The 22,701-nt window shown below is 31.4% G+C and carries 23 protein-coding genes and 1 tRNA gene; 14 read left to right on the top strand and 10 right to left on the bottom strand.

From position 1 onward, the window contains the following. Positions 1-14: 14 nt before the first annotated feature. Genes AAON49_RS04935 through AAON49_RS04925 form a run of 3 tightly spaced genes read right to left on the bottom strand, consistent with a single transcriptional unit; the run spans position 15 to position 4,669 of the window. Positions 15-3,392, bottom strand: a complete 3,378-nt coding sequence (locus AAON49_RS04935; RefSeq protein ID WP_349553059.1) for a DUF8818 domain-containing protein — start codon at positions 3,390-3,392, stop codon at positions 15-17. A 31-nt stretch (positions 3,393-3,423) separates the two neighbouring features. Continuing rightward, a complete protein-coding gene (locus AAON49_RS04930; protein WP_349553057.1) occupies positions 3,424-3,915 on the bottom strand; it encodes a methylated-DNA--[protein]-cysteine S-methyltransferase in 492 nt (163 codons plus the stop codon). Continuing rightward, a complete protein-coding gene (locus AAON49_RS04925) occupies positions 3,905-4,669 on the bottom strand; it encodes a TatD family hydrolase (protein ID WP_349553056.1) in 765 nt (254 codons plus the stop codon). The genes AAON49_RS04930 and AAON49_RS04925 overlap by 11 nt, the downstream gene beginning before the upstream one ends. A gap of 49 nt (positions 4,670-4,718) precedes the next feature. On the opposite strand from AAON49_RS04925, the gene AAON49_RS04920 reads away from it, so the two are divergent. The 7 genes from AAON49_RS04920 (at position 4,719) to AAON49_RS04890 (ending at position 8,753) form a co-directional block, all read left to right on the top strand. Further along, positions 4,719-5,171, top strand: a complete 453-nt coding sequence (locus tag AAON49_RS04920; protein WP_349553055.1) for a retropepsin-like aspartic protease — start codon at positions 4,719-4,721, stop codon at positions 5,169-5,171. Positions 5,172-5,212: 41 nt separating this feature from the next. Beyond that, the gene (locus AAON49_RS04915) at positions 5,213-5,662 is read left to right on the top strand and encodes a GatB/YqeY domain-containing protein (protein ID WP_349553054.1); all 450 of its coding nucleotides are present in this window, start codon (positions 5,213-5,215) and stop codon (positions 5,660-5,662) included. 8 nt (positions 5,663-5,670) lie between these two features. After that, positions 5,671-5,744 (top strand) — tRNA-Arg (locus AAON49_RS04910). 342 nt (positions 5,745-6,086) lie between these two features. After that, positions 6,087-6,494: a lectin OAA family protein gene (locus AAON49_RS04905; protein WP_349553052.1), complete on the top strand. Its 408-nt coding sequence runs from the start codon at positions 6,087-6,089 to the stop codon at positions 6,492-6,494. A 137-nt stretch (positions 6,495-6,631) separates the two neighbouring features. Next, positions 6,632-7,444, top strand: coding sequence for a zinc-dependent peptidase (locus tag AAON49_RS04900; RefSeq protein ID WP_349553051.1), 813 nt, complete (start codon positions 6,632-6,634; stop codon positions 7,442-7,444). A 125-nt stretch (positions 7,445-7,569) separates the two neighbouring features. Then, positions 7,570-8,124 carry a hypothetical protein gene (locus AAON49_RS04895; RefSeq protein ID WP_349553050.1) on the top strand — a complete coding sequence of 185 codons (555 nt, stop codon included), beginning with the start codon at positions 7,570-7,572 and terminating at the stop codon, positions 8,122-8,124. Positions 8,125-8,333: 209 nt separating this feature from the next. Continuing rightward, complete coding sequence (locus AAON49_RS04890; RefSeq protein WP_349553049.1) at positions 8,334-8,753, top strand: CBS domain-containing protein; 420 nt, start codon at positions 8,334-8,336, stop codon at positions 8,751-8,753. A 26-nt stretch (positions 8,754-8,779) separates the two neighbouring features. Here AAON49_RS04890 and AAON49_RS04885 read toward each other — a convergent pair whose 3' ends face one another. The 4 genes from AAON49_RS04885 to AAON49_RS04870 form a co-directional block, all read right to left on the bottom strand. Further along, on the bottom strand, positions 8,780-10,129 hold the full coding sequence (locus AAON49_RS04885) for an exonuclease domain-containing protein (RefSeq protein ID WP_349553047.1): 1,350 nt from the start codon (positions 10,127-10,129) through the stop codon (positions 8,780-8,782). Positions 10,130-10,132: 3 nt separating this feature from the next. Then, positions 10,133-10,999: a bile acid:sodium symporter family protein gene (locus AAON49_RS04880; protein ID WP_349553046.1), complete on the bottom strand. Its 867-nt coding sequence runs from the start codon at positions 10,997-10,999 to the stop codon at positions 10,133-10,135. Between the two features lie 10 nt (positions 11,000-11,009). Beyond that, positions 11,010-11,666 (bottom strand): ribulose-phosphate 3-epimerase, encoded by a 657-nt coding sequence (rpe, locus tag AAON49_RS04875; protein WP_349553045.1) that lies wholly within the window; start codon positions 11,664-11,666, stop codon positions 11,010-11,012. Between the two features lie 97 nt (positions 11,667-11,763). Further along, positions 11,764-12,627 (bottom strand): sigma-70 family RNA polymerase sigma factor, encoded by an 864-nt coding sequence (locus AAON49_RS04870; protein WP_028891227.1) that lies wholly within the window; start codon positions 12,625-12,627, stop codon positions 11,764-11,766. Positions 12,628-13,012: 385 nt separating this feature from the next. Here AAON49_RS04870 and AAON49_RS04865 point away from each other — a divergent pair, with 385 nt between their 5' ends. The 4 genes from AAON49_RS04865 (at position 13,013) to AAON49_RS04850 (ending at position 14,982) form a co-directional block, all read left to right on the top strand. Then, entirely contained in the window at positions 13,013-13,582 is a 570-nt protein-coding gene (locus AAON49_RS04865; RefSeq protein WP_349553044.1) for an RNA polymerase sigma factor, read from the top strand. A gap of 1 nt (position 13,583) precedes the next feature. Beyond that, on the top strand, positions 13,584-13,811 hold the full coding sequence (locus AAON49_RS04860; RefSeq protein WP_349553043.1) for a hypothetical protein: 228 nt from the start codon (positions 13,584-13,586) through the stop codon (positions 13,809-13,811). 16 nt (positions 13,812-13,827) lie between these two features. After that, on the top strand, positions 13,828-14,661 hold the full coding sequence (locus tag AAON49_RS04855) for a mechanosensitive ion channel family protein (protein WP_349553042.1): 834 nt from the start codon (positions 13,828-13,830) through the stop codon (positions 14,659-14,661). A gap of 63 nt (positions 14,662-14,724) precedes the next feature. Then, complete coding sequence (locus AAON49_RS04850) at positions 14,725-14,982, top strand: hypothetical protein (RefSeq protein WP_349553040.1); 258 nt, start codon at positions 14,725-14,727, stop codon at positions 14,980-14,982. 97 nt (positions 14,983-15,079) lie between these two features. Here AAON49_RS04850 and AAON49_RS04845 read toward each other — a convergent pair whose 3' ends face one another. The 3 genes from AAON49_RS04845 to AAON49_RS04835 all read right to left on the bottom strand — a co-directional run bounded on the left by AAON49_RS04845 (position 15,080) and on the right by AAON49_RS04835 (position 17,973). Next, positions 15,080-15,694: a deoxynucleoside kinase gene (locus tag AAON49_RS04845; RefSeq protein WP_349553039.1), complete on the bottom strand. Its 615-nt coding sequence runs from the start codon at positions 15,692-15,694 to the stop codon at positions 15,080-15,082. 85 nt (positions 15,695-15,779) lie between these two features. Then, complete coding sequence (locus tag AAON49_RS04840) at positions 15,780-16,460, bottom strand: response regulator transcription factor (protein ID WP_349553038.1); 681 nt, start codon at positions 16,458-16,460, stop codon at positions 15,780-15,782. After that, positions 16,453-17,973 carry a sensor histidine kinase gene (locus AAON49_RS04835; RefSeq protein WP_349553036.1) on the bottom strand — a complete coding sequence of 507 codons (1,521 nt, stop codon included), beginning with the start codon at positions 17,971-17,973 and terminating at the stop codon, positions 16,453-16,455. Before AAON49_RS04835 ends, AAON49_RS04840 begins: the two co-directional genes overlap by 8 nt. Positions 17,974-18,103: 130 nt before the next feature. On the opposite strand from AAON49_RS04835, the gene AAON49_RS04830 reads away from it, so the two are divergent. The 3 genes from AAON49_RS04830 to AAON49_RS04820 all read left to right on the top strand — a co-directional run bounded on the left by AAON49_RS04830 (position 18,104) and on the right by AAON49_RS04820 (position 22,674). Beyond that, positions 18,104-18,940 (top strand): GLPGLI family protein, encoded by an 837-nt coding sequence (locus AAON49_RS04830; RefSeq protein ID WP_349553035.1) that lies wholly within the window; start codon positions 18,104-18,106, stop codon positions 18,938-18,940. A 109-nt stretch (positions 18,941-19,049) separates the two neighbouring features. Beyond that, on the top strand, positions 19,050-19,883 hold the full coding sequence (locus AAON49_RS04825) for a GLPGLI family protein (RefSeq protein ID WP_349553034.1): 834 nt from the start codon (positions 19,050-19,052) through the stop codon (positions 19,881-19,883). Between the two features lie 19 nt (positions 19,884-19,902). Continuing rightward, positions 19,903-22,674, top strand: coding sequence for a carboxypeptidase regulatory-like domain-containing protein (locus AAON49_RS04820; protein WP_349553033.1), 2,772 nt, complete (start codon positions 19,903-19,905; stop codon positions 22,672-22,674). Positions 22,675-22,701 lie beyond the last annotated feature (27 nt).

Here is a 22,701-nt window from a genome sequence, read left to right as displayed (position 1 = left end):
TGATTATTAGCAATTTAAAAAACAGCTCGTAATTGAATGTTTCCAATATGGATTGTTTTTGAGTTTTCGCTTTTTCTTCCTCTATAGTTCAGATTTAGATTTAGAAAAGAATTTAGTTTCTGATTCCACAAAAAACTCCAAGTATAATTAGTTCCTTCTTGCAAACCTTCTAACATTTGATATCCAACGGGAGAATTAGAATCTCCTTGAAAATCATTAAAGAAAGCAGAGATGTTTGCATTGAATTGTGTTTTCTCTTTTCCAGCATAGAAGTACTCGATGCCTATTTTTTGTTGTTGTAAAGTTTCGAAATCTTGTAATTGGTTTTCTTTATTCTTTAAAAGATAAAAAGCTGAAAAACGATTGTCTTCATTTAACTGATAACTAACCTTGGGTTGAAATTCCTGTTCGTTTATTTCATAATTTCTATTCAAGAAATTTTCTGTTGTTAAATTGTTTTCTGAAACTTTTCCCAGAATATCAACTACCCAAAAATTACCTAGCTTATGCGTAAATTCAATTTGATGAGTTTTAGTGTCTACATCTTGATTACCAATTAAAAATTGTTGCTTGCTTTCTGAAGTGCCAAAAGTATAGGTTGTACTATATTTTTGAAGACCTCTGTTAAAATAGAGGCTATTTCTAATATTAAAATTCAAACTAATTTGTTTGTCTTTATCTAAATCGAAAGGATTTAAATTAAAAGAGTTTCCAATTCGCTCTTGTTCGTTATTAATATTTAAAAAGAACTGATTTGAAAAATGTGAGAGAACCTTTTTTATTCCTGTTTTCTGACTCCATTGTTTAGCATTGATTCCAATAGATTGATTCCATTTTGCTCGTTGTGTTTGTATAAATCTCAAATTAGGTAAAGGAACTCTCAAGTAATTAGCTTGGTCTTGAAACTGAGCAATTTCAAATTCATCAAATTCTTGAATCCCATTGTTGTTATAATCAATCCAAGTATAAAATCCTTGACCAGGTTCTACTTCAACATATACAAAATCTTGACGAGCCACATTCCCAGAAGAGGTTTCATACAAAGTAGCCAGCGTTAAAAAATCATTGAAAAAACGTTGATTGTAAGTTACTTTAGAGTTTAAGGCTTTTTCATCTTCTGTAAATGCATTTTCAGTAATGCGGTAATTGGCATATAAAGAAAGATTTGTTTTCTCAGTTTGAATCAATTTAGAATCTAAATAAATGGTTTTCCTATTGTTAATCTCAGCAAAACTATTATTTCTAATACTATCATTGTTTCTGTAATTGAACCCTACTTTAGCAAATACTTTAGTGCTATCGCCAATACCCAGATATCCCTCGTATTCTTTAAACTTATGATTGGTGAGAATTTTTTGTTGTGTAGATTTTAATTCACCATCATTAGATTCAACGTGAACAAAACCACCAATCCAAGATTTTGTAAAACTCTGCTCAACACCACCTTTTAAACGCAAAAAAGTATTCTCTTGAATGTCAGAATCATTTTTTAAAAAACTACTATTTGCATAAAAATAGGTATTGTCAAATTTCATTCTAGAATTCAGAAGATGTTTGCTTCCAGAATAGTTACTAGAAAATTTCAATTGCTGAAAAGAATAGGAAAGGTAACTTTCGTTTTGATTCTTCAAGGTGAAGCCTAAACTGGTTTGTTGTTGATTTCCTTGCGGATTGACCAAGTTCCAATCACGATTAAATTCTACAGCCTGAAAACGTTGAATAGTATTAAAGTTCTTATGAATAAATAAATGCTCTACTTGAGTTAGAAATTGCCATTTTTTATCAATCAAGGTTTGTTGCCAATTAATTTTTGACGCTATTCCTTTTGAGTCTTCATTTCCAATACTTGAAAATAAATTACGATCATTATTACTAAAAGCTAATTCAGCAGATAGGTTTGTTTTGTCGGTTGGTTTGTACTCTGAATTTACAACAGCAACTTGTAATTTTTCTGGAGCAATCAACTGAATAATTGGGTTGTAATTTCCAAGCCCAGACCCTACATAAGAAAATACGTTACCATTAGCTAAGGTTTGATCTAATATATAATCACCCTGATTGGTTCCTACATTGGTAAAGATTACATTAAATAGTGTGTCGTTTTCATTAGTAGAGTATTCAAAAACTTCCACACTTCCAACTTGAACACGCTTGTATAAAATCTTATTTGGATCAAAAGTATCTGGAAAGGCACTCTCTGCAACCATTAAACTAGGGTCGTTTCCGGCGTTGGCTAGAATTTGTTTTTGAGCATCAGTTAAACTTAGCTGTATAGGCTGGTTTTTCACATCATTTTCATTATAAAAGAATCCAGCGATAGAAAAATGATCACTCGAGTATTGCGCCTTTTCATAAGTAATAAACCTTGTGTAATTTCTATTAGAGAATTGAAACTCAACACGAATTCTCATATCATTTGTAATAGGAAAAGTGGTGTTAAATCTAATTTCTCCAATATTATAATCAATTGTATAGTCTTCATTAAGACCTCTTTTAATAAGCGAGCCGTTCACAAAGACACGATCACTTCCAGAAACAATTACAATATTAGGTTCGTTGTTGGGACCAAAGATTTTATATGGACCTTGATTTCCTTCAACGCCCACAAAATTGTATGCGGTAAACTGACCTCTAACAACAGCGCCAGAAGCAAGAACAGTGGTTTTGTCATTGATGTTTGCTTCTACCTCCAAACCAGCTACTTGCTTTTCAAAGTTGAGGAAATAACTTTCCTGATTTTTTAAGCTAACATCTCCTGCTTTTACTCTCCAATCTTTGCTGAATAATTCGATAAAAATTCTATCAAAGTCTGTAATACTTTGACTATATCCATTTTCTTGTAGTGGAATATTTGTGTCAAAAATATTAGCTCTAATAGACACTTCGTCGGAGAGTTTTCCTTCAATATTTAAATCCATTGATGAGTTCGTCACAGTACTTTGATTATTTCCTGATGTTACCCCTCGTGTTATGTATCCACTAGTTTTTAATCCATCAAAAAGCTTAAGTTCTGTTGCTTTTTTGTTTGAAGTTAAACTATAGAGGGTTCCGGTATTGCTATTGTTAGGGATAATCAAGCGTTTGTCGAAAGGACTATAGGATTTGGTCAAGAAATTTGGAAACCTAAAATATTCAATGGTAATTTCTTGGTATTTTTTTGAATCGATAATAAGTATCGCATCATTATAGATGATTCGATATTCTGAAGGAAATAATATTTTCTGTTGTTGATTTAATACTTTAAACTGTTGCGGATTGATAGGAACAGAGTCGAATCGAATTGTGTCTTTAGAAACAAGAATTTTTTTTGACCTAAAATCAGAAGAAGTAATTTGCGAATGTGCAAAAAACCCAACAAAGAAAAGCAATAGAAAAAGCGCCTTTTTGGTCATAATCTACAAACGTAGGAATAATAAAATTAGTCTAAAATAACGATTGTTGTTTTACAGGACTTTCATGATCTATTAACCATTTTTTCCTCCAAATACCACCAGCGTATCCAGTTAGAGAGCCATCAGAACCAATTACTCTATGACATGGAATTACAATCCAAATTGGGTTTTTACCATTAGCTGAGGCTACAGCACGAATGGCTTTTGGATCGCCAATATGTTTAGTTTGCTCTAAGTAAGTTCTGGTTTTTCCGAACGGAATAGTCTTAAGTTCATTCCAAACTTTTTTTTGAAAATCAGTTCCTTTAGGGTTCAGTTTTAAATTAAATTCTTTTCGTTTGCCTTGGAAATATTCATCTAATTGCGTTACACAATCTTGTATGCACTGAGGAAGATTATTTGTTATTTCATGAGAACTTGGTAAATCTATATCGATTACTGAGATAGATTGTATACCATCTTTATCTCCAACAATTTCTGCAGTTCCGATAGGTGTTTTGTAATATGTAGTTTTAAATTCCAAAAACCTCTTTTGAATTTTGAGTAGTAATTTCGGCAATTTCTTCAAAAGATAAATCGTAAATATCTACTAATTTGTCAACAATCATACTCAAATAACTGCTCTCATTTCTTTTTCCTCTGTAAGGTGTTGGAGCTAGGTAAGGCGAATCGGTTTCTAAGACAATGTGTTTAAGGTCAATCTGATTTAAAAACTTGTCGATTTTCCCATTTTTAAACGTAACCACACCGCCAATTCCTAACTTCATATTGTATGAAATCGCTTGATGTGCTTGCTCTATATTTCCTGTAAAACAATGAAAAATTCCGCGTAAGTCATCCCCTTTTTCTTCTTCTAAAATTTCAAAGATTTCATCAAAAGCATCTCTACAATGTATAGCAATGGGAAGTTTTTTTTCTTTTGCCCATTGAATCTGAGTTCTAAAAGCGTCTTGTTGTTGCTCTAAAAAAGTTTGATCCCAATACAAGTCGATTCCTATTTCTCCAATCGCATAGAAATTTCGTTTATCAATCCATTCACGAACAAGCTTTAATTCTTCTTTGTAATTTGTCTGAACAGAAGTTGGATGCAAGCCCATCATTAAAAAAACATGTTCAGGATATCGCTCTTCCAAATCTAACATTCGTTGCGTGTAAGAGCTGTCTATAGCTGGAATAAAGAAACGATTAACACCAACATCAAAGGCTCTTTGCATGATAACTCCTCTATCTTGGTCAAATTGTTCAGAATATAAATGAGTATGCGTATCCGTAATCATTTAAAGTGTATTTTTGTAATCTTATTTTAGAGATCGTAAAAATACGCAAATGAGCAGTTTGAAAAAACTATTAGAGAAAAAGAAATACATTAAAATTAACCTAAGAAAGATTGTAACCAATCATCTTGAGTTAGATGCAGAAATTAATGGAGTTAAAGGTCGATTTATATTAGACACTGGAGCCTCAAACTCATGTGTAGGATTAGATTTGATAGAGCATTTTAAATTAGATGCACATGAAAGTGAAACAAAAGCAGCTGGAGCAGGAGCAACTGATATGGAAACACAACAATCTGATGATAATACATTGAAAATTGGAAAGTGGAAGACAGCAAAGTGTCACTTAGTGTTATTTAACCTAACACATGTAAATAAAGCCTTAACCCAACATGAAGCAGAAGAAGTTCATGGGATTATAGGAGCAGATATTTTAGAAAAAGGAAAAGCAATTATAGATTATAACAAGAAAGTCTTATATCTCAGAAAACTAAAGAAATTTTAGATAAATAGTATCTTTGAAAACTTAAAAAAAAAACAATAAAGATGAGTTTAGAAAAACAAATCATGGAAGAAATGAAAGCAGCGATGAAATCAAAAAATACTGTTGCTTTGCAAGCATTAAGAGCAATAAAATCTGCTTTCTTATTGGCGAAAACTGAAGCAGGTGCTGGAGGTGATTTAACGTCTGAACAAGAAATGAAAATTGTACAAAAACAAGTAAAACAACGAAAGGATAGTGCTGCTATTTTCATTGAACAAGGAAGGCAAGATCTAGCTGATCCTGAGTTGGCAGAGGTAGCTGTGTTGGAAAAATTTCTACCTGAAGCATTGTCTGAAGAAGAAATAGAAAAAGTAGTTGTTGCTACTATAGCCAAAGTTGGAGCTGAAGGGATGAAAGATATGGGAAAAGTTATGGGAATTGTTTCAAAGCAACTTGCTGGACAAGCAGATGGAAAAACAATTTCAGGAATTGCCCGTAAACATTTAGCATAAAACTTTAAGGCCCCGTAGTTCAACTGAATAGAATATCAGATTTCGGCTCTGAGGGTTGCAGGTTTGAATCCTGCCGGGGTCACGAATAAATAGTTCAATGAGAAAAAATGCCAAGCTAGCTTGAGCATTTTTTTGTTTGAACTGTTTTCAAAGCGGAGCTTTGTAGGATCAACGGAGTTAATCCTAAGAATACTGATATAATAGGTTTACCAAGCTAGCTTGAGCATTTTTTTGTTTGAATTAATTGAATGTTTGGTACACTTTTTTCAATTTCATTGATAGCTTTTAGTCTTTTACGCATTTATACCTAACCCTTTTGATGTAAGTATATTTGCGTAATTTTTTATTTGGGTAATAACTGTCTATAAATAAGTCGTTTAACAAAATATATTTGGACTGTTATTAACCAAAAAAACCAAAAAAAATGGCAAATTATTCAGTAGAAAACCAATGGGGTGGAACAAGTGCTCCATGGCATCCTGGAGGAACTTGGGTTCTAGGAAACAGAGAAAATCAAAATCCAGTAGCATTTGACATTAGTTCTAATGATGGAGGAAAAACATTAACAGGGACTATGACTTACGATGGGGAAGGACCAATCGGATTTAAAGGGACTTTAACTTCTGGTAACAATTATGAAGTGGAAAATCAATGGGGAGGTTCGAATGCACCTTGGCACCCTGGCGGTACTTTTGTAATTGGAGGTAGAGATGGTCAACATGTAGTAAGATTGAAAGTATCTTCATCTGATGGTGGAAAAACATTTTTAGATCCAGTTGGAATGACTTATGAAGGTGAAGGTCCTATTGGATTTAAAGCATCTCTTTCATAAGAGTTGTTTAGAAAATACTTATCAAAGCCTATCTAATATTAGATAGGCTTTTTTAATTTGATTTTAGACATCTTATTAAACTCATATATTATGAGTTTTTAAAATATTACCTATCTTGTTGTTTCTTTATATCCCCTATGAAGTACACTTATATTTTACGATACGGTATCCCTTTGGTTGCCTTTTTAGGTTTCATCATAAAAGGTATAGAAAAATTAACAACTTCTTTTTTCAACAGAAGCCCAATTATTCATACAACGAAACGAAAAAAACGTTTATCTAAGCATCAAAAAAGTATACTTCTTCAGCATGTTGATTTTTATAATAAGTTAGATGAGCGATATCAAGAACATTTTGAACATCGTTTAGCGGTCTTTATAAGACATTATGAGTTTATTGGTAGAGATGGATATAGTATTGATGTAAAAACGAGAGTCTTAATAGGTTCTTCTTATGTGATGCTGACCTTCGGCAAACGAAAATTCATAACAGATATATTCAATAAAATTCTTATTTACCCAGATGCTTTTCTTTCTACAACAAGTAATCGAAAACACAAAGGAGAGTTTAATCCAAAATACAAAACAGTTGTTTTTTCATGGAAGCATTTTTGTGAAGGAATTGCTATCAAAAATGATAATTTAAACCTAGGGATTCATGAATTTACTCACATTATTCATATCAAATCTTTGCAAGAGAGAGATGTAAGTTCTTTGATTTTTAGAAGAGGATATCAACGTCTAATGAATTACTTGCAAGAAAATAAGCATGTTAGAAAACGAATTTTATCTTCAAACTACTTTAGAAAATATGCATTTGAAAATCAGTATGAATTTATAGCTGTTTTGATTGAGAGTTTTATAGAAACCCCACAAGAATTCAAAGCTCAGTTTCCTAGGATATACAAAAAAATTAAAACCATGCTAAATTTTAATTTTCTACACTATTAAATTCTAAGAAGATAATAGTAAAGAACAATGAAACAAATTTGGGCATTTATTTTTCATTTGGATTGTTTGGTATTATTTTTGCAAACTGAAAATTTGATGAATATTAATAAAAAACAAATATAGTTTTGAGATCTATTTCTTTCATTTTGGTTCTTTTTACTGTGCTATCTGTTGAAGCACAAAAGTCAAACGCTTATGCTCAAATGTTATCCTTAGACAGAAGCAACATACTTTTTTCAGGAGAGAAAAATGGTTTTGATTTTGAGGATGTGAAATTTAAATTTCAATTTGTTAACTGTAAGGGAGAAGTAAAGCTAGGTGTTACTTATGATAAGAAAGCATCTTTTACAAAATTCAGATATAAAGGTAAATCATATAACAAGAGTCAGGTAGGAAGCGCTTTATGGCCTAAATCTCAAGAAATAGAAATTAACGATGTGAGTGCAGATTTGTATTTTGGAAGCAGAAAACTAGGAAAAGTCTTCATCAAATTTATCCCTAAAAGATACACTGGATGTTCAGGAACTATGTATGATGTACTTAAAGATGTTGGTCTAAGAGCTAATGATAAAGTTTACAAGAGCAATATCAAAAGATTGATGTTAAGAAACATCAAAGTTTTAAGAGCTGGATCTGGAGACGAAAAAAGAATAAGTAAAATTGCTAAGAAAATAAATTAAGTTTTAAAACTTACAAATAAGCTATCTTCTTAATACTCTTTAGGGCTTTCACATTACTTCATTATTTTAACTGCCTAAGTTTTTTAAAGAATTTAATGAGCATTCTTCATTAAAAGATAGAATTATCATTGTAGAAATACAATGATAAATGTCATCTTATTTGGCTCTTTTTTTATAGAAATTTGGTTTAGAATTTAAAACCATAAATCATGAAAAAAAGAATGCCAGTATCTACAATAATGACGAAAGACCTCATAACGATCAATCAAACAGATGATTTAACAATGGCAGAATCGTTGTTTAAAAAGCATCGTATTAGGCACATTCCCGTTGTAAGCGGAAAAGAAATTGTTGGGATGTTAAGCTACACAGATCTTTTGCGTATTAGTTATGCTGATGCTGTTGATGAAAATGAAACTGATGTTGATACAATGGTTTATAATATGTTTACAATAGATCAAGTGATGGCAAAAACCCTCGTAAAGGTTTCTCCACAAGCTACGGTAAAAGAGGTGGCTGAGATTTTATCAGAAAAAGAGTTTCATGCATTACCCGTTGTTGACAATAGTGCATTGGTGGGTATAGTTACCACCACGGATTTAATTCGATATTTGTTGGAGCAATATTGAATAGGTTTGGATGTTAGAGAGGCTTCTTAGGAAGCCTCTTTTTTATTTAAGTAATACCTTAATATCCTTTGTATATCTCTGTTGTCTTTTTGCGGTTGTACGTAGAATAAATATTCATCAGGGTTTTCTAACTCAATTTCCTTATCTAAGTATCCAAAACCTTTATAAATACCATTTAGAATAAGAACAAAGCCAATTTCATTTTCAGTTCTTCCTTTTTCTTTGATGACCAAGTTTTCTGTTTGTAAACCAAGAGACTCAATAGCATTTTTTACTCTTAAATTATAAGAAGAAACGTCTTCTTTACTTGAACAAATACCTTTACATTTTTTAATTTGATAATGAAAACAAGCGTTAACATTTGTTTGAAGGTGACAGTATTTTGGACACAATTCAAACTCTTCACATACCTTCTCCAGCAAATTTCTGCATTCCGAAACATTGTAGAATTTCATAATAGCATTAGGCACCAATTTTAAACGATTATAAGCTAAATGTAAAATTCCTTTTTGATCTTCATAAGAGAAAAGACCGATGGCTTCATTAGCTCTTCTTTGTGCCCTATTGTATTTTGGATACAAATGTTTAATATCTGCAGATTCTTTAAGTAAAGCCAACAACTCACTTCCCATTTCTTGGTAAGTAATATTTGCTGTTTCCAAACACATAGAAATTTCTTTCTGTTTTTTGTCATAGAAATGACTAATGACCCGCTGCTTGATATTATTGGCCTTGCCTACATAGATTACATCTTTTTGTAGGTCTTTAAAATAATATACGCCAGGAGTTTCAGGTAAATTGTCAACTACCTTTTTATCTAGTAAAGGAGGAATCGTTGCCTGTCTGGAACGAGGGTTTAAGAATCCTTGAACAATAAACTCATTATCTCTTTCAATCAATCTTCGAAACAGCTCTACAGTAGCTTCAGCATCTCCTTTTGCTCGGTGCCTTTCAGCAATTTCTATACCTTCATAGATGCAAATATTTCCTAAGCTGTAAGATCGTAATCCGGGAATTATTTTTCTAGAAAGTCGAACAGTACATAGTTTTTGCCTTTTAAAGTTAAAGCCAAGATTCTTAAACTCATCTTGAATAATATTATAATCGAAGTTAACATTGTGAGCAACAAAAATGGTATCTCTGGTAAATTCTTCAACTTTTTTAGCAATCTCATAAAACTTTGGAGCAGTACGAACCATTGCATCGGTTATGCCAGTAAGATTTGTAATAAAAGCAGGAATAGTTTGTTCTGGATTTACCAACGAAGTAAACTCATCAATTACTTTTTGACCATCAAAAAGAAAGATAGATATTTCGGTTATTTTTTGACCTTTATATCCATTACCAGTAGTTTCTATATCTACTACCGAATACAATAGCTAAGATTGATTTTTGTTGTCTTGCCTAATCCCTATATACACAACACCAGCAGCTGTGAAGAGCATTAAAACACCATACAGAGCAGATACAATAGCGAAAGAAGAATTCTGAAGAAGTACAACAGCTACTGTTATACCAAGTGTGCCATTTTGAATGCCTGATTCAATAGCAATGGATAAAGACCTTTTTTTAGTAACTTTTAAAGTTCTTGCCGAATAATAACCAATCAGCATTACAATAATATTCAACAAAATAATAATAGCGCCAGCTTCTTTAAATGAAGAAACTAAATTTTCCTTTTCCTTTAAAATAATACCAATAATTACTAGGATTAAAAGCAAAGCAGAGGCAATACGAACAGGCTTTCCCATTTTTAAAGCAAAGTTTTCTTTTCTTTTTCTAATGAGCATTCCTAGTGAAACAGGTATGATAATAATCATCAAGATTTGAAGAAATGTTTGTAGAATGTCTAGCTTTATAATATTGCTTTGATCCAAAAACTGTTCTAAAGAAAAATTAACGATAAACGGAATGGTTAGAATTGTGATAAAACTACTAAAAGCTGTTAATGTTACAGAGAGAGCAGCATCTGCTTTAGCAAGGTGTGATATTAAATTTGAAGTGGCCCCTCCAGGACAAGCAGCTAAAATCATAACTCCTACAGCTACTTCTGGCTGCAAAGGAAACAACGAAGCTAATCCAAAAGCAAAAAGAGGCAATAGAATAAGTTGATTTACTAATCCTATGATAATTGCTTTGGGTTGTAAGAAAATTCGTTTAAAATCATCAGCAACTAAAGACAATCCCATTCCTAACATAATAATGCCTAGTGATACTGCCAAGATAATTGCTGTAGTTTGATCCATACGTTATTTTTTAGCTTATAATTGTTTTTAAATTGGCAATAGTGGCTGTTGGATTTTCGCTTTTAAAAACAAAACTTCCAGCAACTAGAACATCAGCCCCAGCTTCTATCAATGCATTTGCATTTTGATCGGTAACACCTCCATCTATTTCAATCTGACATTTAGATTCTGAAAAATCAATTAAGTGTTTTAATTGACTAACTTTTTTATACGTGTTCTCTATAAAAGATTGTCCTCCAAATCCAGGGTTTACACTCATAATACACACAAGATCAAGATCTTTAATAATGTCTTCTAATACTGCAATAGGAGTATGCGGATTTAAGGCTACTCCGGCTTTCATACCAGCCGCTTTTATTGCCTGAATAGTTCTATGTAAATGAGTACAAGCTTCATAGTGAACAGTTAAAATATCTGCTCCTAAATCTGCAAAAGTTTGAATATACCTGTCTGGATCTACAATCATCAAGTGAACATCGATTGTTTTTTTTGCATGTTGCGAAATGGCCTTTAGAACTGGCATTCCAAATGATATATTGGGTACAAAAACGCCGTCCATAATATCGATATGAAACCAGTCAGCCTCGCTTGTATTTACCATTTCAATATCTCTTTGAAGATTGGCAAAATCAGCGGCTAAAATAGAAGGTGCAATTAATTTGCTCATGTAAGTTGTGTTGTTTTTTGTTGTATAAAAATAGACATATAAAAAAGAAAACTCTCGAAATTTTTCGAGAGTTTTCCATAAGATATTTACAATACGATTATCCTAAATAAGTCATCAAAATCTTACTTCTAGATGTATGTTTTAATCTACGAATTGCTTTTTCTTTAATTTGACGTACACGTTCACGAGTTAAATCAAAGGTTTCTCCAATTTCTTCTAATGTCATTGGCTGGTGTTCACCTAAGCCGAAGTATAATTTTACAACATCAGCTTCACGAGGAGTAAGTGTCTCTAAAGCCCTGTTGATTTCTATACGTAAAGATTCATGTAATAAAGTTTTATCTGGATTTGGAGATTCACCTGAATTTAATACATCATAAAGGTTAGAATCTTCCCCTTCAATAAGAGGTGCATCCATAGATACATGACGTCCAGAATTTTTCATAGATTCTTTTACATCATTTACCGTCATGTCTAACTTTTTAGCAATCTCTTCAGCACTTGGTGGACGTTCATTTTCTTGCTCTAAGAAAGCATACATTTTATTGATCTTATTAATAGATCCAATTTTGTTTAATGGTAAACGAACGATACGCGATTGCTCTGCTAATGCTTGTAAGATTGATTGACGAATCCACCATACAGCATAAGAGATAAATTTAAAACCTCTAGTTTCATCAAAACGTTTTGCTGCTTTGATTAAACCTAAATTTCCTTCGTTAATTAAGTCTGGTAATGTTAATCCTTGATTTTGATACTGTTTAGCAACAGACACCACAAAACGTAAATTTGCTTTTGTTAACTTCTCTAAAGCTCTTTGATCTCCTGCTTTAATTCTTTGAGCTAATTCTACCTCTTCATCAGCAGTAATTAAATCTACTTTACCAATTTCTTGCAAATATTTGTCTAAGGATGCAGTTTCTCTGTTGGTAACCTGCTTTGTAATTTTAAGTTGTCTCATGTATTTTATGAAAAATATTAAGGATTAATACTATCGTTACATTTCATTATACGGAAGACTTTAACTAAATGTTACAAAAAGGTGAATTTTTTTTAAGAAATAATAAATAGTAAAAAATAAAGTTTATATACTGAAGTTTAGTGCTTTATTGCTATATTTGTAGCATTAACATATGTTAATAATTTGAGATTTAGTATCGAATTGATAGAGGTTGGGGGACATCTATCGTTCATGTGAAGTAAAATTCACAAAAAAGCCATCCGAAAAGGGTGGCTTTTTCTGTTTCTATAAGGAAGCTTTTCGTAAAGTATTCTTATATTACTCTTAAAATAATGTGACTTTTTTAAAGTCTTTGTGTCTCAATTAGATAAAGGTTTATTTATAGTTGAAAACTCCCGAAGCAACAAAACTAAGCGACGAAGAATTAGTCGCTAGAATAGTGAAAACAAATGATACTCATTTGTTTGCCGTTCTTTATGATCGGTATGCTTCTGTGGTATATAATAAATGTTATGGTTTTTCTAAAAGTAAAGAAGAAGCTGAAGATTTAACTCATGATGTTTTTATCAGACTATTTATAAAACTTAGAACTTTTAAAGGAGCATCAAAATTCTCTACTTGGTTATACTCATTTACTTACAATTTCTGTGTGAATTATGTGCAAAGAAATAGTAATAAGAAAAAGGAGAAAGTAACTATTGTTACAGATCAAGTAAAAGAAGATGCTTCAATAGAAGAGGTTGATGACGCTACATTATTTGCTCTTAGATCGGATCAGTTGGCAAAGGCGATGGAGATGATAGATCCGAATGATAAAATGATTTTACTAATGAAATATCAAGATGATATGTCTATTAAAGAAATATCACAAGGATTAGATTTAGGTGAAAGTGCAGTTAAGATGAGATTGAAAAGAGCCAAAGAAAAGGTAGTGCAAATTTGTAAAGGATTCTAGTATGGAAAATCCGTTTAAGAAAATATTACATCACGAAGAAGTACCTCAAATTTTGAGGAATAAGGTACTTAATGATGTTGCCATGATTAAATTAACTATTGACGTGGCAGATTTGTTTGTGGTTAAGTACCCTAAAACAATAGAAGATATTGTAGATGGTATTTCTGCTACTCAAAATCAAAAAGAAGAAAAAGAAACTGAAGATAAAGACAACAATAACGAAGATTAACTAATAACTATACACCATGAAAACACTATTAATCGCATTACAATCTGATTTAGATTTTAGTTTTTTAAGAAACCTTTGGAATGATTTTATAGATTTTTTACCCAAACTTTTATTAGGACTTGGTTTCTTAATATTAGTATGGATTCTATTGAAAGTAATTTTATACCTAGTTAAGAAAGCTCTCGGGTTTACTAATATAGATCGACTTCCAGAAAAATTGAAAATCGATGAAATCTTTGGTGAGTCTAAAATAAAAATAGAACCCACAAAGATTATTTTAAAAACAGTCAAATGGATACTCATTTTAATATTTGTCATTATAGGTTCTGAATTATTAGGACTAAGAATGGTCTCTGAACAATTAGGAAATGTAATTGCTTACTTGCCAAAATTAATTAGCGCACTTATCATATTTGGTGTAGGTATATATATAGCTAATATGGTAAAGAATGCTTTGACCTCTATGTTTAAATCTCTAGAACTTACTGGTGGAAACCTTGTAGGAAACATCGCTTTTTATCTAATCGCAGTAATTGTTTCAGTAACAGCATTAAATCAAGCTGGTGTTAATACCGATTTAATAACAAGTAACCTTTCATTAATCCTTGGTTCTATATTATTGGCATTTACTATTGCTTTTGGAATTGGTTCAACAGACGTAATTAAGAGATTACTTTTTGGGTATTATTCTCGAAAAAACTTACAAATAGGACAAAAAATTAAAATAGATCAAACAATTGGAGTTATAGAATCTATAGATAATATATGTCTGGTAATCAATGCAGAAGAAGGTAGAATGATATTTCCAATAAAGGATATTGTAGATGCTCAAATAAAAATTATTGAATAAAAGTTGATTTTTTTTGTGACCTCATCTAAAAAGTTGTGTCAAAAGAATAGAAAGCACAAAAAGATGAAGGCACAAAAAACACAAAAGAAAATAGAATTGCTGAAAAAAGTCATATTGGTTTCAGCATCCATATTTGTATTACTGAGCTTTATTGTCTTTTATATTGATACAGTTTTGGATAAAGAATCATTGTATATTACTCTTGTGAAAGGAATATTGATTTTCGATTTTTTAGCAATGGTTATAAGTAATGAAATTATAAAGAAAGAGAAAGAGAAAATTAAAGAGTTAGCTTATACATTCATGGTGATTAGAAAGTAAAATAATAGAGAATCGGGGGAGTCTATTATTTTAATAGCGTAAGCTAAAAAAAAGACCGCTTAAAAAGCGGTCTTTTGAATTATATAAAGGTTATTATTTAAAATAATCCGTTGATCTGAGAGTCAATTCGATCAATAATATACCCTAAATCTTCTTGATTGTCTACAAAGTCTAAATTATCTACATCTATAATAAGAAGTTTCCCTTTTTTATATGTTGTAATCCAAGCCTCATATCGCTCATTAAGTCTGCTTAAATAATCAATACTAATAGAGTTTTCATATTCTCTACCTCTTTTGTGTATTTGACCTACTAAGGTAGAAATATCAGCCCTAAGATAAATAAGAAGATCTGGAGGAGTTACCAGATTTTCCATCAATTCAAACAGAGAACTATAATTACTAAAATCTCTATTAGTCATTAGTCCCATTGCGTGAAGGTTAGGTGCAAAAATGTGTGCATCTTCATAAATGGTTCTGTCTTGGATTATCTTTTTCCCAGATTTTCTTAATTCTAAAATCTGACGGAATCTACTGTTCAAGAAATAAACCTGAAGATTAAATGACCAACGCTCCATTTCGCCGTAGAAATCGTCCAAATACGGATTTTCATCCACAGATTCATAATGAGGTTTCCAGTTATAATGTCTTGCTAATAGTTTTGTTAATGTTGTTTTTCCGGCACCAATATTTCCGGCAATGGCTACATGCATAATTAAGTGTTCTAAAGTTCAAGCTTGCCAGCTGCTGGCTGGGCAAGAGGCATTAAAGGTAATCAAAATTTAGAATTCTATACTACTAAATTGTGAGTTTATAGCCAAAGCCTCTAACGTTAATAATTTGCACATTTTCGTCTTTAGAAAGCTTCTTGCGTAGTTTACTGATAAACACATCCATACTTCTTGCGTTAAAGAAATCATCATCTCCCCAAAGCTTTTTAAGAATAAATGTTCTATCTAAAATCTCGTTTTTCATTTCATACAAATGAAACAGTAACTCCGACTCTCTATGAGTCAGAAGAACTGTTTCGTCTAAGTAATGAAGACTTTGTTTTGTATAATTAAAAGTATATTCACCAATGCTCATATTTTCATTGTCCTTTCTTAATTTCACTCTATCTAAAAGAGCATGAATACGAACAATGAGTTCTTCCATAGAAAAAGGTTTTTTCAAATAATCATTCCCACCATGTTGAAATCCATCTAAAACGTCTTTGGTTTGAGATTTAGCAGTTAAAAAAATAATAGGAATATGTTTGTCTTCTTCTCTAATCTCTTTCGCAAGTGTAAATCCATCTTTTTTTGGCATCATTACATCTAAAACCAGAACATCTGGATTCTGTTCTTTGTATAGTTTATATGCCTCTTCTCCGTTTTGAGCTAAAAAAACATCAAAATCTCTAGTTTCAAGACTCTCTTGAACAATCTGACCTAAGCTGGGTTCGTCTTCAGCTAAAACAACTTTTATATGATTATTCATCCGGAAGAATAATTTTAAAAATAGTAGTATTCATATTTGATGATAAATGAATAGTTCCCATATGTTTTTCTGTAATCTTTTTAGAATAAAATAGACCTATTCCAAATCCTTTAACATCATGCTTGTTCCCTTTAGGGATCCTGTAAAATTTATCAAATATCTTTTCTTGTTGACTTTTTTCTATTCCTTTTCCATTATCGGCTACAGAAATTTCCGTAGTATTTAAAACAGCATTCAGATTAATTTCTATTTGATCACCACCATATTTTATGGCATTATCAATAAGATTAGATATAGCATTTTCAAAATGAAATAAATCGATTGTTAAAACCTTTGAAGAAATGTTGGTAGAAAAAGAGATTTTCTTATCAGTTAAAAGTTCATGCTTTTTAGCAATTCTAGTAATTAAATCAACAAGATCTACAGGCTCTTTTTTCAAGATTAATTTTTCTGAATCCAATGTAGCAGTTTCCAATAATTTTTCTACCATTTGATGCAGTTTCTTCAATTGAACCGAAGACATAGAAAGATACTTCTGCGTTTTTTCTTTATCATCAATTACATTAAAGTTTTCAATAGCTTCAATTGCAGTTGAAACTGTAGCAATGGGCGTTTTAAATTCGTGAGTAATATTACTTATCAAATCATTTTTAATCTCAGCTAATTCTTTTTGTTTGTTGATGATTTTTAATAGATAAAATAAACTCCCAATAACAGTGAGTGATAACAAAAGAGAGAGTAATATTCCTGTTAAACTTTTTTTAAGAGCATCCAAAGATGGGTCTGAATGATATAGTATTAATTCTTGAGTAGGTCTTAAATAAGTTGATTTAGCATTAGCATTAAGAACCTGAAAATTATCAGATTTGCTTTTCGTGGTTTCTCTTAAAAAACCTCTTTCCATATAATCAAAATAATAATCTGTAGAGATTCCTTTTGATGTTAATTGACGATTTAAAAGCGAATCTAATTGAGGGAAATCAATATCATCATTTGTCAAAGCAATATAGACAGACTGAATTCCCTTAGCAACTTTTATACTATCTGAAAGTTTTCTTCTTATAAACGATTCTGAATATGGAATAGAAAGAGTCTCACCAGTTAGCAAACGATTCTTTTTTAAAGATTTAGCAATAAGAGTATCATTTACAATTAATGAGTCTATAATTCGATGTGCTTCTTTGGGATTTTCATGATACTTATTCTTTAAACTCAAAGTGATGTTATATTCTAAACTATCTCTCTCTTTCATATAATCATCCATCCATAAGCCACCAAAAAGATGGTTTTCAAAGAAAATACTATCAGAAGCTACAATAGAAAAGAAATTGTTTTTTGAGAGATTAGAAAAATATTCTTCAATAGCAATATCTAAGCTAATTTGAATTTCATTAGCAATTCTTTTTCTATTTTCCTGAAAGTTTTTATAATTCCAATACAATTGTACAGCTATTGTTGTCACAATAGTAGCTGTGATTAAGTAGAGTATCCAATTGTATTTTTTTGTGTTCATGCCTCAAAAGTAAGTAGTTACAGTTAAATAAAAGAATCGGTTAACACTCGTTAACATTCATTAACCGAGAAAATACAAATGGTCTTACATATTTGTATCGTCAAAAATTAAACTTAAATCGTTAAAACAAATGAAAAACAAGATTTTTATTTTACTCTTTTTCCTTTCTGCTGCTATTTATGCACAAGATTTTTATGGAAAAGCTACCTATAAAACACATAGGAAAGTAAATTTTAAAATGGATAGCACGCAAACAGCACAAAATCCAGACCTACAAGCTCAAATAGAAGCTCAAATGAAAAAAATGTTTCAAAAAACATACATATTAAATTTTAATAGATCAGAATCTACCTATAAAGAAGATGTGAAATTGAATTCTCCACAACCTCAAATTGGAGGAGGAAATGTTTTTGTACAAGTAGTAGGTAATGGAGGAGGAAATGATGTCATTTATAAAAACATTAAAGAGAATAGAATTGCCAATAAAACAGATTTAATGGGTAAAATCTTTTTAGTGAAAGATGAAATGACCAAATATGATTGGAAGCTTACTGGCGAAACCAAGAATATTGGTCAATATACATGTTATAAAGCAACATATGAAAGAGAAGTAGAGAATATGGAAATAAAAATGGTGGATGGAGAACCTAAAGAGGTAGAAAAAAAAGAAATGAGAACAACAACTGCTTGGTATACAACAGATGTTCCTGTAAGTAATGGACCGGGAAATTATGGAGGATTACCAGGCTTAATTCTAGAGATAAATGATGGAGATCAAACCATTGTATGTACAGAAATCGTTTTAAATCCTTCTAATAAAATAGAAATCAAAGAGCCAGAGAAAGGAAAAGTCGTTAGTAGAGAGAAATTTGAAAAAATTTCTAGAAAGAAAGCGAAAGAAATGATGGAGAGATTTCGTAGTAGAAGAGGTGATGGTCATGAAATGGAGATAAGAATAGGTGGGTAAAATTGTTTTTGTTTAATTTTTTTTTGAAAAGATTAAACTTTTGGCTTTTTTTTAAGTCTTATACATCAGTATAAATGGTAATTTTGCCAAAACTAAAAGCCAAATAACAATGAAACAAGTATTTACACTATTGCTTTTATTCTTTTCTCTTGCCACTTTTGCTCAAAAAGGGTTTCAAGGAAAAGCTACCTATATGTCAAAGACGACAGTAGATTTAGATGCATGGGGAGGAAATCAAATGTCTGAGCAAAGAAAGAAGCAAATTATGGCGCGTATGAAAAATTTCTTAGAAAAAACATACACGCTGGATTTCAACCAAACAGAATCAAACTTTAAAGAGGAAGCAAAATTAGATGCTCCAGGAGCAGGAAGAGGAAGAGGCTTTCGATTTGGAGGTTCAGCAGGAGGTTCGGTTTATAAAAATACCAAAGAAGGAAAGGTCATAGAGTCTTTAGAGTTTTTCGGGAAGAAATTTTTAGTTACCGAAAAGATGAATCCACCGCAATGGGAACTTGGAGTTGAGACAAAAAAGATTGGTCAATATACTTGTTATAAAGCAACCATGGTAAAGGTTAATAACGAATTTGATTGGACGGTTTTTAGAAGAAACAGAAATAATCAAAAGAAGGACTCTACAAAGACAGAGCAAAAAGATAAAGAAAGAAAAATTTTAGTAACAGCATGGTACACTCCTGAAATCCCAGTAAGTACTGGACCAGATGATCATTGGGGATTACCAGGACTTATACTAGAACTCAATGCTGGAAGAACTACAATGTTATGTACAGAGATTGTTCTCAATCCAGAAGAGAAAGTGGAAATCAAAGCTCCTAAAAAAGGAGACAAAGTTACAAGAGAAGAATACAATGCTATTGTAAAAAAGAAAACCGAAGAAATGCGAGAGCGTTTCAAAAGTAGAGGCCGTGGCAGAGGAAGATTCTAAATAAGTTAATCACAATACAATGAAAAAAATATTACTAATAGCCATTTTATTGGTTACAGGGGTTTCTAGTGCTCAAATTAAACTAACAGGTACAGTAAAAGATACCATTGGTGACCCGTTAGAAATGGCAAATGTTGTCGCAATAGACACTGTTGCTAAAAGAATTGCATCCTATGGCTTTACTGATGCAAAAGGAACCTATAAACTAACATTAAAAAAGAATACGGTTTATAATTTAAAAATTAGCTATGTAGGTTATAAAACAGCAAACTTGTTTTTTACTACAAAAGATACAGACATGGTAAAAGATGTTACTTTAGGAAATGATAATCTTTTAGACGAGATTAATATTGTTTCTAAGATGCCGGTAACAGTTAAAGGAGATACCATTATTTATAATGCAGATTCGTTTAAGAATGGAAGTGAACGGAAACTGGAAGACGTTCTGAAGAAAATACCCGGAGTAGAGATTAATGATAATGGTGAGATAGAAGTAGAAGGAAAGACCGTTGAAAAGGTCATGGTAGATGGAAAAGATTTCTTTGATGGAGATTCTAAACTAGCTACTAAGAACATTCCTTCCAATGCTGTAGATAAGATTCAAGTTTTAAGAAACTACGGAGATGTAAATCAGTTAAGAGGAGTACAGAACAATCAAGATAGAGTTGCATTAAATATCAAACTAAAAGAAGGTAAAAAGAATTTCTGGTTTGGTGATATCACTGCTGGATTAGGAGATGCTCCTAATGAAGGATTGTATCTCTTACAACCTAAATTATTCTATTACTCACCCAAATATACCATCAATGTTATAGGGGATGTAAACAATATAGGAGAGGTAGTTCTAAACAGGGGAGATATTAGAAACTTTAGCGGAGGATTTAGAAGTCAAAGTCCATCAAATGGTACAAACATCAATTTAGCCAGTGCAGGAATAGGGTTTTTAAATGCCAATGCAAGAAACGCTAATCGTATAGAAACAAAACTTTCTGCGTTGAACTTTAGCTATTCTCCTAATAAGAAATTAGACTTAAGCGGATTTTTAATCTTCTCTAGCAATAGTAACGGACAACAGAACAATGTAACAAGAGATTATGTAGATCCAACTATCCCAGATGATTTTACGCAAAGTATAACAGATCAAACCAGTAATACAGGATTGTTTAAATTTAGTTCTATTTACAAAAAGAATGTAAACAATCAAATGAATTATGATTTCGTAGGAAGATTTTCTAACGAACGTAGAACAGACAATGTAAACTCATTAGTATTAAGCGATATTGCTGAAGCAGAAAAAGCAACACCGTTTAAGATTAATCAAAATTTAAGTTATTTCTATACGGCAAATGAGAACAATATTTTTGCCTTAGAGGTACAGCATTTGTTACAAGATGAAGATCCTTTTTATGCTGCATCTTTAGAAAATGATCCAACCAACAATAACCCAACAGACGATCCAAGTTTAGAAGGCTTAGAAGATGGTTTTGATGATACAGCAGAAACTCTTGGGTTTGATAGAAGTAACTTGTTTTATAGATTAAATCAAGATAGAAAAGTAAAATCAAATCAATTAGATGCAAAATTAGATTACTACTATATATTAAACTCTAAGAGTAATTTGAACTTTGTTGGAGGTGCTATTTTGAGTAAGCAAAATTTCGATTCTAGATTTTTCCAAGTATTGGATAACGGAAATGTTTTAAATCCTAATCCAACGATTCCTGGAATTACAGATCCACAAATAACAAATGATACAGAGTATAATTTTACAGATATTTATGTAGGTTTGAGATATAGATTAAAATCAGGAATCTTTACATTTACTCCTGGATTTACAGCTCACTCGTACGTATCTAAAAATACACAATACGGAACAGAAGTTTTTGAAGATAAATTCACGAAATTCTTGCCTGAATTTAGTTTAATTGCACAATTTAAGAATAGTGAAAGTTTACGATTCAACTATAGACAACAAGTAAACTTCACTGATGTAAATCAAATTGCAAGAGGAATTGTAGCCAATAGTTACAGTTCGTTCTCCACTGGAAATCCAGAATTGATTAATGCAACAATACACAACTTGAGCTTAAATTATTCTAGTTTCAACCTGTTTAATTACACCAATGTTTTTGGAGGTTTAAACTATAGAAAAACAATAGATCAGATTAATAGTGATATTATTTTTGAACCAGGATCAGTAGTTTCAAGTAGTACAAGGTTAAATTCTCCGTTTGATAACGAAACCTTCACAGCTTTTGGTCGTATTGGAAAAACATTCAATAAAATTAGAACTTCAATTGGTGGTAACTTTAATTATAGTAAAACATATCAGTTCTTGAATTCTCGTGAAAATGTTAATGAAAGCTATTCGCAAGGATTAAATGCAAGAGTAAGTACTAATTTTAGAAAGGCACCAAATTTAAGTTTACGATATTCTGTGAGTTTTACAGATCAAAGTAATAGTGCCAGAGCTACAGATATTAAAGGAGTTACACATAGACCATCTTTAAACTTTGATGCATATATATGGAATTCTCTTACAGTTCGCTCTGATTTCGCTTACACAGAAGTAAAACAAGATGGAGTGATTCAGAATAAGTTTAAAATCTGGAATGCTACCTTAGCATATAGAAAAGACAGAGATGCAAAATGGGAATATGAAATTGAAGGAAGCAACTTATTAGCAACTGGGTCAAGAGCTTCCGTTAGTACCAGCAATATTCTGTTTTCAATTAATGAAACCTTTATTTTACCAAGATTCGTAAGCTTTAGAGTACGTTATCAATTGTAAACAGTATCTATAAAAAAATAAAAGCCT

Source organism: Pseudotenacibaculum sp. MALMAid0570 (assembly GCF_040151415.1).
Lineage (GTDB): Bacteria > Bacteroidota > Bacteroidia > Flavobacteriales > Flavobacteriaceae > Polaribacter.
Note: the sequence above shows the minus strand (reverse complement) of the source record. Positions and strands in the feature narration are given on the sequence as shown.